The organism is Nocardia sp. SSK8, from assembly GCF_037034205.1.
GTDB lineage: Bacteria > Actinomycetota > Actinomycetes > Mycobacteriales > Mycobacteriaceae > Nocardia.
Genome location: NZ_JBAGKD010000009.1, coordinates 39,757 through 53,995, shown reverse-complemented (window position 1 = coordinate 53,995; position 14,239 = coordinate 39,757). Strand labels below are relative to the sequence as shown.

General features: G+C 69.4%; 16 protein-coding genes. 8 read left to right on the top strand and 8 right to left on the bottom strand.

The window, feature by feature from the left end; genetic code table 11:
- Nucleotides 1–107: 107 nt before the first annotated feature.
- A complete protein-coding gene (gene typA, locus WA675_RS18060; protein WP_336085757.1) occupies nucleotides 108–2,012 on the bottom strand; it encodes a translational GTPase TypA in 1,905 nt (634 codons plus the stop codon).
- A 125-nt stretch (nucleotides 2,013–2,137) separates the two neighbouring features.
- Between typA and WA675_RS18055 the strand changes: the two genes are divergently transcribed.
- On the top strand, nucleotides 2,138–2,314 hold the full coding sequence (locus WA675_RS18055; RefSeq protein WP_278263204.1) for a hypothetical protein: 177 nt from the start codon (nucleotides 2,138–2,140) through the stop codon (nucleotides 2,312–2,314).
- A 53-nt stretch (nucleotides 2,315–2,367) separates the two neighbouring features.
- The gene (locus WA675_RS18050) at nucleotides 2,368–2,664 is read left to right on the top strand and encodes a 4a-hydroxytetrahydrobiopterin dehydratase (protein WP_336085756.1); all 297 of its coding nucleotides are present in this window, start codon (nucleotides 2,368–2,370) and stop codon (nucleotides 2,662–2,664) included.
- Between the two features lie 3 nt (nucleotides 2,665–2,667).
- On the opposite strand, the gene WA675_RS18045 is transcribed toward WA675_RS18050, so the two are convergent.
- Nucleotides 2,668–3,897, bottom strand: a complete 1,230-nt coding sequence (locus WA675_RS18045) for a mannosyltransferase (protein WP_336085755.1) — start codon at nucleotides 3,895–3,897, stop codon at nucleotides 2,668–2,670.
- A 327-nt stretch (nucleotides 3,898–4,224) separates the two neighbouring features.
- Between WA675_RS18045 and WA675_RS18040 the strand changes: the two genes are divergently transcribed.
- Nucleotides 4,225–4,944 (top strand): Rv1157c family protein, encoded by a 720-nt coding sequence (locus WA675_RS18040; protein ID WP_336085754.1) that lies wholly within the window; start codon nucleotides 4,225–4,227, stop codon nucleotides 4,942–4,944.
- 100 nt (nucleotides 4,945–5,044) lie between these two features.
- On the top strand, nucleotides 5,045–5,404 hold the full coding sequence (locus tag WA675_RS18035) for a hypothetical protein (RefSeq protein ID WP_336085753.1): 360 nt from the start codon (nucleotides 5,045–5,047) through the stop codon (nucleotides 5,402–5,404).
- Nucleotides 5,405–5,408: 4 nt separating this feature from the next.
- On the opposite strand, the gene WA675_RS18030 is transcribed toward WA675_RS18035, so the two are convergent.
- The 3 genes from WA675_RS18030 to WA675_RS18020 form a co-directional block, all read right to left on the bottom strand.
- Nucleotides 5,409–6,119: a DUF1906 domain-containing protein gene (locus tag WA675_RS18030; RefSeq protein ID WP_336085752.1), complete on the bottom strand. Its 711-nt coding sequence runs from the start codon at nucleotides 6,117–6,119 to the stop codon at nucleotides 5,409–5,411.
- A gap of 161 nt (nucleotides 6,120–6,280) precedes the next feature.
- Entirely contained in the window at nucleotides 6,281–7,438 is a 1,158-nt protein-coding gene (locus WA675_RS18025; protein WP_336085751.1) for a hypothetical protein, read from the bottom strand.
- A gap of 149 nt (nucleotides 7,439–7,587) precedes the next feature.
- Nucleotides 7,588–8,172 carry a CHAP domain-containing protein gene (locus tag WA675_RS18020; RefSeq protein WP_336085750.1) on the bottom strand — a complete coding sequence of 195 codons (585 nt, stop codon included), beginning with the start codon at nucleotides 8,170–8,172 and terminating at the stop codon, nucleotides 7,588–7,590.
- A gap of 423 nt (nucleotides 8,173–8,595) precedes the next feature.
- On the opposite strand from WA675_RS18020, the gene WA675_RS18015 reads away from it, so the two are divergent.
- Complete coding sequence (locus WA675_RS18015; RefSeq protein ID WP_336085749.1) at nucleotides 8,596–9,339, top strand: helix-turn-helix domain-containing protein; 744 nt, start codon at nucleotides 8,596–8,598, stop codon at nucleotides 9,337–9,339.
- A gap of 2 nt (nucleotides 9,340–9,341) precedes the next feature.
- Entirely contained in the window at nucleotides 9,342–10,085 is a 744-nt protein-coding gene (locus tag WA675_RS18010) for a helix-turn-helix domain-containing protein (RefSeq protein ID WP_336085748.1), read from the top strand.
- On the opposite strand, the gene WA675_RS18005 is transcribed toward WA675_RS18010, so the two are convergent.
- Nucleotides 10,082–11,512 carry an MFS transporter gene (locus WA675_RS18005; protein ID WP_442945664.1) on the bottom strand — a complete coding sequence of 477 codons (1,431 nt, stop codon included), beginning with the start codon at nucleotides 11,510–11,512 and terminating at the stop codon, nucleotides 10,082–10,084. The two genes, WA675_RS18010 and WA675_RS18005, sit on opposite strands and share 4 nt — an antisense overlap.
- Nucleotides 11,513–11,579: 67 nt before the next feature.
- Here WA675_RS18005 and WA675_RS18000 point away from each other — a divergent pair, with 67 nt between their 5' ends.
- Together WA675_RS18000 and WA675_RS17995 are read left to right on the top strand one after the other, a co-directional pair.
- Nucleotides 11,580–12,065: a MarR family winged helix-turn-helix transcriptional regulator gene (locus WA675_RS18000; protein ID WP_336085747.1), complete on the top strand. Its 486-nt coding sequence runs from the start codon at nucleotides 11,580–11,582 to the stop codon at nucleotides 12,063–12,065.
- An 18-nt stretch (nucleotides 12,066–12,083) separates the two neighbouring features.
- Entirely contained in the window at nucleotides 12,084–12,407 is a 324-nt protein-coding gene (locus WA675_RS17995) for a hypothetical protein (RefSeq protein WP_336085746.1), read from the top strand.
- 3 nt (nucleotides 12,408–12,410) lie between these two features.
- Here the strand turns inward: WA675_RS17995 and WA675_RS17990 are convergent, their stop codons facing one another.
- On the bottom strand, nucleotides 12,411–12,704 hold the full coding sequence (locus WA675_RS17990; protein ID WP_336085745.1) for a hypothetical protein: 294 nt from the start codon (nucleotides 12,702–12,704) through the stop codon (nucleotides 12,411–12,413).
- Between the two features lie 366 nt (nucleotides 12,705–13,070).
- The gene (locus WA675_RS17985) at nucleotides 13,071–14,165 is read right to left on the bottom strand and encodes a DoxX family membrane protein (protein ID WP_336085744.1); all 1,095 of its coding nucleotides are present in this window, start codon (nucleotides 14,163–14,165) and stop codon (nucleotides 13,071–13,073) included.
- Nucleotides 14,166–14,239: the final 74 nt, after the last annotated feature.

Below are 14,239 nucleotides of genomic sequence, written 5' to 3'. Positions count from 1 at the left end.
GTCCGGCACTCTACCTGCCCCATCTGTCCGGGGACGCGCACGCGCACCCCACCGAAACGCATCGAGGGGACGGCACCGAAGCACCGTCCCCTCGATTCGCGTACTACCTAGGAACCAGCGGCCGCGCGATCGCGCGCCTTGCGGCGGGACAGATCGCGGGCGCGCTCGTTGGCGCCGAGCACGACCTTACGCACGCGGACCACCTCGGGGGTGACCTCCACGCACTCGTCACCGGCGCAGAACTCCATCGCCAGCTCGAGGTCCAGGGTGAGCGGCTTGGCCAGGGTCTCCATCACGTCGGCGGTCGCGCTGCGCATATTGGTCAGCTTCTTCTCGCGGGTGACGTTGATGTCGAGATCCTCGGCACGCGGGTTGATGCCAACGACCATGCCCTCGTAGGTATCGGCGCCCGGCTCGACGAAGAACTGACCGCGGTCGGCCAGCTGGATCATCGCGAACGGGGTGACCGTGCCCGCGCGGTCCGACACCAGCGAACCGGTGTGGCGGGCGCGGATCTCACCGGCCCACGGCGCGTAACCGTGCGAGACGGCGTTGGCGATGCCGGTGCCGCGGGTCTCGGTGAGGAACACGGTGCGGAAGCCGATCAGGCCACGCGAGGGGACGATGAACTCCATCCGCACCCAGCCCGCGGCGTGGTTGCTCATCTGCACCATCTTGCCCTTGCGCGCGGCCAGCAGCTGGGTGATGGCACCCAGGTACTCGTCGGGGCAGTCGATGGTCAGCTCTTCGAACGGCTCGTGCACCTTGCCGTCGACCTGCTTGGTGACCACCTGCGGCTTGCCGACGGTGAGTTCGAAGCCCTCGCGGCGCATCTGCTCGACCAGGATGGCCAGCGCCAGCTCACCGCGGCCCTGCACCTCCCAGGCGTCCGGGCGGCCGATGTCGAGCACGCGCAGCGACACATTGCCGATCAGTTCCTGATCCAGGCGCGACTTCACCATGCGGGCGGTGAGCTTGTGCCCCTGCACCCGGCCGACCAGCGGCGAGGTGTTGGTGCCGATGACCACCGAGATGGCGGGCTCGTCGACGGAGATGCGCGGCAGCGCGACCGGGTTGTCCACGTCGGCGAGGGTGTCGCCGATCATGATGTCCGGGATACCGGCGATGGCCACGATGTCACCGGCGACGGCGACCTCGCCCGGCTGACGCTCGACACCGACGGTCTGCAGCAGCTCGGTGATCTTGACCTGCTTGGCGCCGTCGGCGTTGATCCAGGTGACGTTCTGGCCCTTGCGCAGCTCGCCGTTGTGGATGCGGACCAGGGCCAGACGGCCGAGGAACGCGGAGGCGTCGAGGTTGGTGACGTGGGCCTGCAGCGGCTCCTCCGGGTTGCCCTTGGGCGCCGGGATGTTGTTGAGCAGCACGTCGAACAGGGCGTCGAGGTTCTCGGCGTCGGGCGCCTGACCGTTCTCCGGACGCTCCTTGGACGCCTTGCCCTCGCGGCCCGAGGCGTAGAGGACCGGCAGGTCCAGCGCCAGCTCGGCGGCTTCGGCGGCCTCGTCGTCGAGGTCGGAGGCCAGGTCGAGCAGCAGGTCGTGCGACTCCTCGACGACCTCCTCGATCCGGGCGTCGGGGCGGTCGGTCTTGTTGACGACCAGGATCACCGGCAGCTTGGCCGAGAGCGCCTTGCGCAGCACGAACCGGGTCTGCGGCAGCGGGCCCTCGGACGCGTCGACGAGCAGCACGACACCGTCGACCATGGACAGGCCGCGCTCGACCTCGCCACCGAAGTCGGCGTGGCCGGGGGTGTCGATCACATTGATGACGGTGACGGAACCGTCCGGGTGGTGCCGGTGCACCGCGGTGTTCTTGGCGAGAATGGTGATGCCCTTCTCGCGCTCGAGGTCACCGGAGTCCATGACCCGATCGACCAGCTCGGCCCGCTCAGCGAACGCGCCCGACTGACGAAGCATGGCGTCGACCAGCGTCGTCTTGCCGTGGTCGACGTGGGCCACGATGGCGACGTTGCGAAAATCGCGTGTAGACGACACGCCTCAATCCTCCTGCATGTTGGTGTATTGGCGCGCATTCAACTGGCATCGCGGCCTGTTACACCCTACCGGTACCCCGGTGGGCCACACGTGTCAGGCTTTGTACTTAGGGTACGCTAACCCGCATGGGCAAGGTGAAGGCCAAGAAGGTGTCGAGCCTGAAGCCGAAGAAGAAGTGCTGCAGAAAGAAGACTCGCTGCTTCAAATGCCCCGTCGTCATCATGCGGATGAAGAAGGCCGAGGCCGCCGGAATATGCGGCAAAGATCTCAAAAAAGCGCTGAAGAAAGCGCGCGCCGCCTGACGCCGTGACGACGGGCGATGCGCCGTGCCCGGAACCGGCGTAGAACTGCAGACATGGGTACTCCGAAACCGGCACTGCTCAGCGACCCCGAGATCACCATCGCCCTGGCCACCCTGCCGGAGTGGTCCCACCAGGGCACCACGCTCACCCGGACGGTGCGGGCGCCCGATTTCCTCGCGGGCATCGAATGGGTGCGCAAGATCGCGGCGGCGGCCGAGGCGGCCGATCATCATCCCGATATCGATATCCGCTGGCGCACACTGCATTTCACATTGAGCACGCATTCGGCGGGCGGGATCACCGCCAAGGACACGGCGCTGGCGCACAGCATCGACCAGATCGTCGGCTGAGGCTCAGTTCGCCGTCACCTCGGCCTGCTTGCGGCCGAGCGAGCGCGTCTGCGCGCGCAAGGTGTCGCGACCGCGCCAGATCAGCCAGCCCAGCAGCACGAACACCCCGATCGCGTCGACCGCGCCGAGCCAGGCCAGCGGCCACGGCCGTGGGATGGTCCAGATGGTCGGCTGCGCGAACGAGAGCACCCACGGCACGCCGACCAGCATGGTCAGCACCCAGAACCCGGCGATGATCCGCGCCATCCGCTCCTCGCGCAGCGGGCCGTAGAGCAGCCACAGCGAGGTGGGGATGAGCCACACCCAGTGGTGCGACCAGGAGATCGGCGAGATCATCAGGCCGAACAGCTGCACCAGCACGAGTGTGCCGAGCCGGTCGTCGGGGTCCAGGGTGCGCCAGGCCAGCAGCGCCAGCACCGCGGTGACCAGCACCGCCGCGATCCACCACGGCCCGGATTGCACGTCGTGGCCCAGGATCCGGCTGATCGTGCCGCGCAGCGACTGGTTCCAGACCGAGCCCACCGGCCCGATCCGGTCGGCGTCACCGAGCAGGGTGCCGAAGTAGCGCCGCGCCTCGTGCGCGTTGATCAGGAAGCTCACCGCCACGGTCAGCCCGAAGGCCGCCGCCGACCACAGCACCGTCGCCCAGCGGCGCCGCGCCACGAAGTACAGGCCGGTGATCGCCGGGGTCAGCTTGATCCCGGCGATCACGCCGACCAGCGTGCCCGAGATCCACCAGCGCGCGCTGCGCACCGCCAACATCGCGCCGAACACCAGGAACACATTGACCTGGCCGTAGTCGATGGTGGTCCGCACCGGCTCGAGCCAGACGCCCAGCGCGGTCCAGGCCACCGCGACGGTGATCCAGCGGGTCTGCCGCGCGCGCTCGGCGCCGACCAGCAGTTCCAGGCTGATCCGGATGACGCCGTAGAGCGCGGCGACGGTGGCCAGCATCCAGCCGACCGCCACCAGCGTGAACGGCAGATAGTGCAGCGGGAAGAACACCAGCGCGGCGAAGGGCGGATAGGTGAACGGCAGCGGGAAGTCCGGCGTCACTTCGGAATAGGTGAAGTCGTAGAGCCGGTCGGTGAGCAGCGAGGCCGACCCGTCCACATAGACGTGCAGGTCGACGACGTTGAGGCCGTTCGGGGCGAACAGCATCCAGGCCAGGCGGGCGAGCACGGACAGTCCGAGCAGCACGAGAGCCCATCGGAGATGTCGGTTCGATGCCATGGTGAGACAACCTTAACCGGGCTCGTGCGCGCGCCTACGCGCACGGGTTGACCGGGCGACCCTCGACACCACCGGTAACAGTTGCATCAACATCCCCATCTGTAACAGGAACGGGGGTTAGCGTCGATGAACACGGTTTCGGGTCGGTACGCGACATCGGGCCGGGCGGCTGTACAACACAGCGGCGTTGTCCCTAGAGTGACCCCGACATAGACGGGTTCGACACCTCGTCCCCATCGCCACACCGAGGTAAGGACGGCTAGACCAGTGCTTCGTAGCCGAGGATCGCGGATCGCAACGACCGCTCTCGCCATCGCGGCCAGCGCCATGCTCGCCGCGCCGGCGTCGACCATCGCCGCTCCCGCGCCTGCCCCGCAGGCGGCACCGATCAGCGTGCCGATGGTGCCCGAGGGCGTCCCGGTCGACGCGCTCGCCGCCTTCGCCCCCGCCGTCGCCGGACTCATCGCGGGCCCGGCCGACATCGCGAACCCGCAGACCGCCCTGCTCGACCAGGCGCGCGCCCTGCTGGCCACGCTGAACCTCCCGCCTGCCATCAAGTCCACCCTCGAGCGGATCATCACCTTCCTCGACGGCAGCGGTGGCGGCGGCCCGGAGATCCCCGAGGACGGGCCGGTCATCGCCCAGTTCCTGTACCCGACCATCGGCAAGGGCTGCATCGGCGACGGCGCCGACTCGGTGGGCACCGCGCTCGCGGTCGCCGGTCCGGCCCAGCTGCCCCCGCCCGGCCCCGCCGCCGGTCAGGCCGGTTTCGTGTTCACCGCGCTGGGCACCAAGGCGCCGACCGCCGAGCAGAACCCGCCGATGACGGTCCAGTGGCTCAACCTCGACACCCGCCAGTCGGCGATCCAGACGCTGACCGACGAGGCCAAGATCAACCCCGGCGGCCCGGCCACCCTCTCGGCCATCGCGAACACCGGCCACGGCCGCGTCGTCGCGGTCGTCTCCGGCTCGCTCACCACCGCCGCCGAGGACGCCGCCCCGCGCACCTGCTCGTTCATGCCGACCCTGGGCTTCTTCACCGTCTAGGAATAGGGCAGTCGCCGAACCCGGTCCGTTCCCCGAACGGACCGGGTTCGGTCGTTTCCGGGGTGTTCCGGTGGCGCAGGGGATGTGGTAGACCGGGACGATGGCGACCAACCAGAATTCTGTTCAGGATCTGCGGTCGATTCGGAGCCGGAAGTCACGCCGGTCGATTCTGTCGTGGCGGTCCGAAGGGTCGATCCTGTCGATCGGCTCGGCCTATTCGGTGCTCTCGATCGGCAGCGTGGGGTCGGTGCTCTCGATCGGGTCGGTGGGCTCGTTCGGGTCGGCGATCTCGTCGGGGTCGTTCGTGAGTATCGGTTCCGCGCTGTCGGGGCTGTCGCGCTGGTCGTTGCTGTCGTGGCGCGGCGTGCTGGCCGAACCCGAGGCACGGACCGCGCTGCGCGTGGTGCCCGACGACGAACCGGAGCTGCGGGTGGCGCCGACCTGCCACTGCCAGACCTAGCGGGTCACCACTGGCCGTAGTCCGAGGCCAGCACCCGGTTCAGGTCGACGCCGACACCGTCGATGCTGCGCTTGTCGATCTCGAACTGGTGCAGCTGGGCGCGCGGGTGCACGTAGCCGCGCGGGGTGCCCCAATTGTGCTGCCAGAACCAGGAAGCCAGGCCCGCGTCGACGGCGCGGTCGATGGTGGGGGTGTTGGCGTAGATGCCGACCAGGTCGTGGCCGAGCACCGATTCCCAGCCCTCGATATAGGGCGCGATCATGTCGTCGAACTCGGCTTGGCTGGGATTGTCGTCGATGGAGGCGTAGATCGGCGCGGAATCGGGTCCGCCCGCGGCACTGTGTAATTGCCAGCCACGCTCGGCATGGCGCTTGCCCGCCTCGCGGCCACCGCGCCAATCGGCGGTCGGGCCCTTGCCGAACTGGTAGTTCGACACGATCGAGAGCCCTTCCGACCACAGGTCCTCGACCTCGGCGGCCCGCAGCGGCTTGCCCGCCATCCACTCCGCGCCGGGCCTGCGATCGGAGACATAGCGGATCACCCCGATGTGCCCGGCCGCGCGGATGGCCGCCGCCGAGGGCACACCCCCGGCGTAATCGACCATGGTGCCGAAGGACCGGGCGGCGGCGGGGGCCGCGGACAGACCCATCCCGACGGTGGCCGCGGCGGCGGCGAATCCGAAGAACTCCCGTCGGCTCACAGGGACAGAACGCATCGCAGGACTCCTTCGCGCAACCCGACGGTCAACCGGCGGCGTGCCCGGTGCGCCTTCCCCGAAACCTGCGCGCCGGGAGCCTCGAACGTTCACTCATTGCACCACAACCACAGGGGAACCGCCAGAACCAACGACAACATTCGCCCCACGAGTCACAGGGGTCAGGTGGCGCCGTCGATCGCCGCGCCCACGTCGATGGTGCGGCCGGTGGGATCGGCCAGTTCGGTGCTGACCACCGCGACGACCTGGGAGATGATCTGCTTCTTGATACCGGCCAGGCGGGCCAGGGTGGCCGCGCGTAAGCCCTTGGCGCTGAACTCCATCGAGATGTCCTCGATCGCGGGCGGCGGCACATCGATGACGATCTGCAGCGGCTCGGCGGCCCTGGCCGTGAGGACGAGCGGAATCCGCAGGTCGGCGCGGTAGTGGTTGGCCTTGAGCACGTCGACGGTGATGTCGAGGCCCACCGGCAGCACCATGTCGAACACCCGCAGGTCACCGGGCGCGCCGGTGCCGCGGTCGAGCACGCGGGGCTCCTCGATGGCCCCGCGCACCGTCACGGTGGCCGCGCCGCGCGGGCCCTCCGAGAGCGGGCCCACCTCGATCGGGCTGCCCGCCAGCTGGCCGACCACGCCGTGCACGCGGTCACGGGTGACGATGGTGGTGAAGAAGCGCAGGCCGAACTCGCGGTAATCGATCCACTCGAAGATGGTGTCGTTGCGGTGCGGGGAGCGGTAGCCGTCCAGGATGGCCTCGATGTCGAACACACGCGCCGAGCGGACCTTCGGGTCGCCCACGATGGCGTTGACCCGTCCGGCCACCTCACGCTGCACCAGACCCGCGATCGGGTCGAGCAGCATCTCCCAGGCGCTGTCCACGGCCTCGGCGCGCAGGGTGAAGCTCACGTCCCTGGCGGTCACCGGGGCCACGTCGATCACCACCAGCAGCGGCGCGGCGGTGCGCGCGTGCAGCTTCAGGCCGATCTCCACCACGGCCGCCAGACCCAGCTTGCGCCCGCCGAGCACCAGGTTGACCGCCAGCGTGAGCGGGATCTTCACGCCGAAGGCGAGGGCGTCGCCGGGGGTACGGGTGACCACCGGAGTACCCAGGGTGCCCTCGGCTGCGAAACCGGCCAGACCGGCCGGACCCAGCGAGAACGGGCCGATCTGCACCCCGCGGCCGGTCATCCCCGAGACGGCGGCGGCGATGCGGTCCTCGGTCACCGCGTAGGTGACGAACCGTTCGCCGAAATCGGCGTAGTCGATCCACGTCGGTTCACGACGGGCGTCTTCGGTCACCTGCGCTTGCACATCGGACACCGTAACAACTCCTCCGTCCTGCCGATGAGGGGGAAGCAGGACGGAGGAGCCATCGGCGGCGCTGCCGGGCGCCGCGATCTCCATGGTACGGGCACCCGCGTGGTACCGCCGTCCAGGTTCATCGCAGTTGTCTTGAGCGACAAACGATTTCAGAAACGTCCATAGCCGACCAGATCGGCGGTCTCGGCGAGGGTGATGGTGCTGACCCGGATGGTGCCCAGTTCGTTGCCACCGATGGTGGTGATCGTCTCGCCGTCGGACTTCAGCACGATATTGGTGTGCTGACCCATCGGGCTGTCGGGGCCGTAGAGCACCACGTCACCGGCGCGCGGCCGGTAACCGACATCGCCCCTGGTGAACCGCCCGACCTGCTGGTAGTACTCCTGCAGCGTGTAGACGCCCGGAATGCGCCAGGAACCGGAGTTCGGATTGGCCAGCGGCCTGCCCGCCTCGCGCATGGTCCAGCTGACGAAGTCGGCGCACCAGGCCTCCTCCACGCCCTCAGCGTACTTGCGCCCGTCGCCGGGCTGCTCGTATTCGCGGCGCAGCACGTCTACCAGGGCGATCTGCTGTTCGTCGAGCTGTTCGGTGTCCAGCGCCGGGAACGGCTCGCCCCAGTCGTGCTGCCACCACACCAGCCCGCCGACGATCACCGCCGTCGCCGCGAGCACCCCGGAGATGCCCAGCATCCACCGGCCCACCCGACCGGTGGGTTCGGTCTGTATTTGCGTCATCGCCCCCCGCTTTCCGTTGTGCCTCTACCTTCTCAGACGAACCGGAGGCGCTCCGGGTTCCCCCGGATCACGAAAATCGGTCGATGTGCTCCGGAGCGGGCCGGGCGGGAGCACGACCACCGGGTGGACCCCTGCACCACCCGGGCGTCGGCTCGGCAACCACGCTCTCGGCGCGCAGCAATCGTGCGTGCCATCCCCTCCGGCGACGTCCACGCACCGCGGCATGGACGTGGTTTCGAACACGTACCGCTCCGGAACACACTGACCGACCAGCACGGAGACCGGCATGGAACACCCGGCTGTGCTGGACTGGTAGCCGCGCGGTGTCCCGCCCGGCTGTGAGAATTTTTGCGAACGCTTTACTGTCGGTCAAGCTAGACGGCTGTCCCAATTTGTCCCATCGACGCAGCGGAGGAACGTGGCGTGGAAGACCCGCACGCACCGGTGGCGCGATTCCTGCGCGAACGCCGGGAGTCAGCGGGCCTGACCAGAGCCGCGCTCGGCACCCGCGCCGGACTCTCCCCCGCCCTCATCCAGAAGATCGAACAGGGCACCCGCACGCCCACCCTCGAGGCGCTCACCTCGCTGTTCGAGGCGCTCGACGTGCCGGAGCTGTTCCGTGAGCACCTGGTGTCACTGACGCTGTCGCCGCGCTACGAGACCCCGGCGCCGGTCGTCTCGCCGGAGGTCCCCGCCGCCGATCTGGCGCTGCTGGCCGACCTCGCGCGCCCCGCCTGCCTGATGGTGTACCCCACCTCCGACATCCTCGCGACCAACGCGGGCTGGGCCCGGCAGTTCCCCGGCATGGTCGCGGGCACGACGCTGATGGAGTGGATGCTGCTGGATCCGATGGCCCCGGCCGTGGTGCTGGACTGGGAGCGCCAGATCCACCTGTTCGTCTACAGCTTCCGCGTCACCGGCCCCGGGGTGGTGCCGCAGGACCGCATCGACGCCCTGGTCGCCTCCTGCGCGCGGGCCGCGGTCTGGGAGCGGCTGTGGACGACGGTGCCCGCCACCCCGGACAACGCCGACGCCCCCGAGCTGCTGCTGCGCCACGCCGACACCGGCGAACCGACGAGAATGGCCCTGCACAACCTGGAATTCAGCTTGCCGCGCCGCCCCTGGGCCCTGGTGACCGTGGCGCCCCGAACCGCGCAGGAGGAGTGACTGTGAAGGACGATCCGCACGCCTCGATCGCCCGCTACCTGCGCGATCGCCGCGAATCGGCGGGCCTGACCCGCGCCGCGCTCAGCGCCGCCGCTGGCATCTCCCCCGCGCTCATCCAGAAGATCGAACAGGGCACCCGCACTCCCACCGTGGAGGCACTCAACTCCCTGTTCGATGTGCTCGAGGTGCCCGACCTGTTCCGCGACCACCTGGTCTCGCTGTCCTACGCCGCCCGCTACGACAACTCCGCGCCCGATACCAGCGGCACCGTGCCCGCCACCGATCTCTCCCTGCTGAACGCCATCCCGTACCCGGCCAGCCTGCAGATCTACTCGACCTTCGACATCGTGGCCGCCAACACCGCCTGGGAGCAGTACTTCCCCGGGCTGAGCGCGGGCACCACCCTGCTCGAGTGGATGATGCTCGACCCCCGGTCGCGGGTGGCGATGCTGGACTGGCACAAGCAAGTCCACCTGTGCGTCTACGGGTTCCGGGTGATGAGCCCGGGCGTGGTGCCGCAGCGCCGGATCGACGAGCTGGTGGCGGCCTGTTCGCAGGCCGCGGAGTGGACCGAGTTCTGGACCACCGAACCCGACGCGCCCACCCACCTCGACTCCCCGGTCCAGCGGATCCGGCATCCGGAGACCGGCGAATCGGTCACCATGACCATGCACGCGCTGGACTACACCATTCCGCGCCGGGAGTGGTCGCTGGTGGTGTTCTCCCCGGTGCCGGACCCGAGCTAGTCGGCCTTGCGCATCGGGATGCAGGCGGTCAGCGCGATCGCGGCCACCGCACCGGCCATCGCGATGAAGAACGCGGTGTGGAAACCCTCGCGCGAGGGCAGCACGTGCGGGCCGAGCTGCATCGTCATGTGCGCGAGCACCACGCCCATCACCGCGGCGGAGGTGGAGGTGCCGATCGAGCGCATCAGCGAGTTGAGGCCGTTGGCGGCGGCGGTCTCGGTGATCGGCACCGCGCCCATGATCAGCGCGGGCATGGCCGCGTAGGCCAGGCCGACGCCACCGGCGACGATCACCGAGGCCAGCATGATCTGCCAGACGCTGTCCATCATCAGCACCGCGCACAGGTACCCGATGCCGATCACGGCCGAGCCCAGCGCCAGGGTGAGCTTGGGCCCCTTGGCGGCCGACAGCCGCGCCGAGACCGGCGAGAGCAGCATCATGACCAGGCCGGTCGGCGCCATCGCCAGACCCGCGACCACCATGGACAGCCCGAAGCCGTAGCCGGTCTCCTCGGGGGCCATCAGCAGCTGCGGGAAGGTCAGCGACATGCCGTAGAGCGCGAAACCGACGGCGATCGAGGCCATATTGGTGAACAGCACGCGCGGACGCGCCGAGACCCGCAGGTCGACCAGCGGCGCGCCCTGGCGCAGTTCGTAGAAACCCCAGGCCAGGAAGCTCACCAGCGAGGCCGCGAACAGGCCGATGATCGAGGCGCTCGCCCAGCCCCAGTCGGCGCCCTTGGTGATGGCGACGAGCAGGGTCAGCAGCGCGATCGACAGGCCGACGGCACCACCGAAATCGAACTTGGCCGGGGTGCGCACCGGCGATTCGGGCACGAACACGAACACCAGCACGGCACAGACGACGCCAAGGCCCGCGGCGACCCAGAAGAGCATGTGCCAGTCGGCGTTCTGCGCGATCAGCGCGGCGAACGGCAGGCCGATGGCACCGCCAACACCCAGCGTCGCGCTCATCACCGCCATCGCGCTGCCGACCTTGGCGGGCGGCAGTTCGTCGCGCATGATGCTGATCCCCAGTGGGATCGCGCCCACCGCCGCGCCCTGCAGCGAGCGGCCGACGATCTCGGGCAGCAGCGAGGAGAAGCTCGCGCAGACCACCGAGCCGACGATCATGAACCCCAGGTTCACCACCAGCACCAGGCGCTTGCCGAACATGTCGCCGAGCTTGCCGGAGATGGGGGTGGAGACCGCGCCCGCCAGCAGCGTCGCGGTGATCACCCAGGAGGCGTTGGCGGCCGAGGTGTTCAGCAGGGTCGGCAGCGACGGGATGATCGGGATGACCAGCGTCTGCATCAGCGACACGACGACGCCGACCGTGCTGAGCACCGCGATGAGTACCACCGGGGCGATCCGACGGGTTTCGGGGGTGGCCGGCGAGACGTCGGCGGTAGTTACGGACACGAATATGCACCGTACACAGCATGTGCATACTACACAATTTGGATTCGGGTGACTCACGCGACATAGTTGGCACATGTCCGATTCCGGTCCCGCCGACGACACCCCGTTCGCCCGCCTGGTCTTCGAGCTGAACCTGATCTCCCGGCACTTCCCGACGACCTCGCGGCGGCGCCCCGGCTTCCAGCTCGACCGCTCCGCGTTCCTCATCCTCACCCGCCTTGACCTGGGCGAACCGCTGAGCCTGAAGGAACTCTCGGAGGCCTTCCAGCTCGACATCTCCACCATCAACCGGCAGGTCGGGGCGATGCTCAAGCAGGAACTCGTCGAACGGGTGCCCGATCCAGAAGGCGGGCTGGCCCGCAAGATCCGCGCCACCGCCGAGGGCAAGGCCGCACTGGCCGCCGACCGCAAGCACCGCGCCGAGGGCATCGGCATCGTCGTGGCGGACTGGGACGAGCACGACATCAGCGAATTGAGCAGGCTGATGCGCAAATTCAATCGCTCGGTCGAACAGATCGAGCACAATCCGTGGCCGAGACCGCCGCATACCGACAGCTAGCGCGCTAAGCTGCGCCGCGTGGTCACTCACCGGTCTGCCCGTCCGAGCTGGCTCGCCTGGGACAACTACTTCGTCGGCGTCGGCGGCCTGGTCCTCGGGCTGTGCTTCGGGACCTGCGCGGCCCTGATCGCCGGGCCCGGCCGCAACCTCGCGGCGATCGTGCTGGTGGTCCTCGCCGGGCTCTGCGTGCTGCCCGCGCTGGTGCGCGCCGTGATCGAACTCAGCGTCTGGGTGCGCCTGGCGGTTCTGGTCCTCGGTTTCGCGATCCTGCTGCCCGCGATCGTCGTCAGCCCCGATGTGCGCGACTGGGCCGCCGAGCGCTGGCAGCAGGCCTGGAAGTGATCGCTACAGGTTCGGCGGCACGGCAAGCAGCAGCTGCAGCGCCTTCTGCAGGAACTGCGCCGACTGCCAGGTGAAATAGGAATCGGCCGCGGCCGCGGCGGCATCGGCCGAACCGGTCGCGAGCCGGGCCGAGCCGGTCGCCAGGTTCGCCGACCCGGTGGCCGAGCCGGTCGCCGACCCCGTTCCGGGCACGGCCGAGGCGGGCGCCGCCGCCCCGAGTAGCCCGATCGTCAGCACAGCGCCCACCAGGGCGGCCCGCACGACAGACGGTTTGGACGTTTCACGACCGGACGACATCAACTCGAACCCACTCTCGAAAATCACTGCGAGTATGCAGTATTCACGCCACAACTCGACACCGAGCCCGATTCGCCGGGATTGCCTCCCGGCGCGGGCCCGCGCGCGAATCCTTCAGCCCGACCCTTTCTCATCATGACGTCCTTCGGCAAGAGCCGATAGACACCGGATCTCGGGGCAGCACACGGGAATCGGAGCGTTTGTACCCGACGACCAGCGATGCCGTGCGACGCGCCGACGCCTGGGAGATCGCGGCGCCCGGGCAGAATGCGCCATGCACTCGGACGCGGAGGCGTGCGAGCAGAGTGGGTTCGACGCGGTCGCGGGCGTGCCGTGGAATCAGTGTGAATGCGGCCCGCCGTGGATTCAGCGCGAGAAGCGGCCGCCGCCGGTGGCTTCGGCGCGGTGGCGGGCCGTGTCCGCCGCGTGGGTGCCGCGCTCGCGAAGTACCTCGACCCAGGCCGTACCCCGCTGACGTGCGGCTTCGGCGAGTTCGGGCCCGCGATCCCGCGCGATCTCGGCGAGGTGCGCACCGCGTTCCTTGGCGGCCTCCGCCAGTCGCGGTGCCCGTTCGCGGGCGACCTCACTCCAGTGCGTCGCCGCCTCGGCGACCTGCGGTGCGCGTTCACGCGCGAGCCCGCTCCACTGCGCGCCCCGCTCCTTGGCCGCGTCGGCCAGCTGCGGGCCGCGATCGCGCGCGATCTCACTCAGTTGCTGACCACGCTCCCTCGCCGCCTCGGCCAACTGCGGACCGCGATCGCGCGCGAGCTCACTCCACTGCTGACCACGCTCCCTCGCCGCCTCGGCCAACTGCGGGCCGCGATCGCGCGCAAGCTCACTCCACTGCTGACCACGCTCCTTCGCGATATCGGCGACCTGCGGACCGCGTTCCTTGGCGATCGCGGCGAGGTGTTCGCCCTGGCCCTGCGCCGCGTCGGCCAGCTGCGCGCCGCGTAACTTGGCGGCGCCGACCAGGGCCGCGCCTTCGGCGCGCGAATCGTGGCGCGACATGGCCTGACGCGCCCGCCAGCCCAGCGAGGGCTTGCCCGCGGTGTCGGAGGCCGTGATCAGCAGGCCGCCGAGCAGGCCGAGATCCTTGAGGAAGCCGACGCGCTTGGCCGCGCGACGGTCCGGGTCGGGTTCGGCCCAGAAGTCCTGTTCGGTGACCGTGCCCGGCACCACCGTCGCCGCCAGCACCAGCGCGGCCGGACGCGGCGCGCGCCCGCTGGCCAGCAACAACCCGCCCGCGACCTGCACCGCCGCATTGATCCGCACCCACTGGCCCGGATCATCAGGCACCTTCGCGGCGAGCGCGTCGGGCAGGCCGCTGCGCCCCTTGTCGGCGAGTGCGGTGGCGGCGGCGGCCCGGGGTTTCGGATTCATCAGCCCGTTGATGCCCCCGGCGACGAAGGTGGTCGCCAGCAGGGTGCGGGCCAGACGGCGGACAGGCTTGATCGGCATCGTTGGAATCCCTTCGTCTACGACTGGGGAGAACGGCTCCTCATCATTCGACTACCCGGCCCCCACCGACACAA

Bases quoted from the DNA above. Each gene is read 5' to 3' on its own strand.
- WA675_RS18000 (WP_336085747.1), top strand. From the start codon at position 11,580: ATGTCCGATTCCGGTCCCGCCGACGACACCCCGTTCGCCCGCCTGGTC.
- WA675_RS18030 (WP_336085752.1), bottom strand. From the start codon at position 6,119: ATGCGTTCTGTCCCTGTGAGCCGACGGGAGTTCTTCGGATTCGCCGCC.
- WA675_RS17985 (WP_336085744.1), bottom strand. From the start codon at position 14,165: ATGCCGATCAAGCCTGTCCGCCGTCTGGCCCGCACCCTGCTGGCGACC.
- WA675_RS17990 (WP_336085745.1), bottom strand. From the start codon at position 12,704: ATGTCGTCCGGTCGTGAAACGTCCAAACCGTCTGTCGTGCGGGCCGCC.
- WA675_RS18045 (WP_336085755.1), bottom strand. From the start codon at position 3,897: ATGGCATCGAACCGACATCTCCGATGGGCTCTCGTGCTGCTCGGACTG.
- WA675_RS18035 (WP_336085753.1), top strand. From the start codon at position 5,045: ATGGCGACCAACCAGAATTCTGTTCAGGATCTGCGGTCGATTCGGAGC.
- WA675_RS18055 (WP_278263204.1), top strand. From the start codon at position 2,138: ATGGGCAAGGTGAAGGCCAAGAAGGTGTCGAGCCTGAAGCCGAAGAAG.
- WA675_RS18040 (WP_336085754.1), top strand. From the start codon at position 4,225: ATGCTCGCCGCGCCGGCGTCGACCATCGCCGCTCCCGCGCCTGCCCCG.
- WA675_RS18020 (WP_336085750.1), bottom strand. From the start codon at position 8,172: ATGACGCAAATACAGACCGAACCCACCGGTCGGGTGGGCCGGTGGATG.
- WA675_RS18050 (WP_336085756.1), top strand. From the start codon at position 2,368: ATGGGTACTCCGAAACCGGCACTGCTCAGCGACCCCGAGATCACCATC.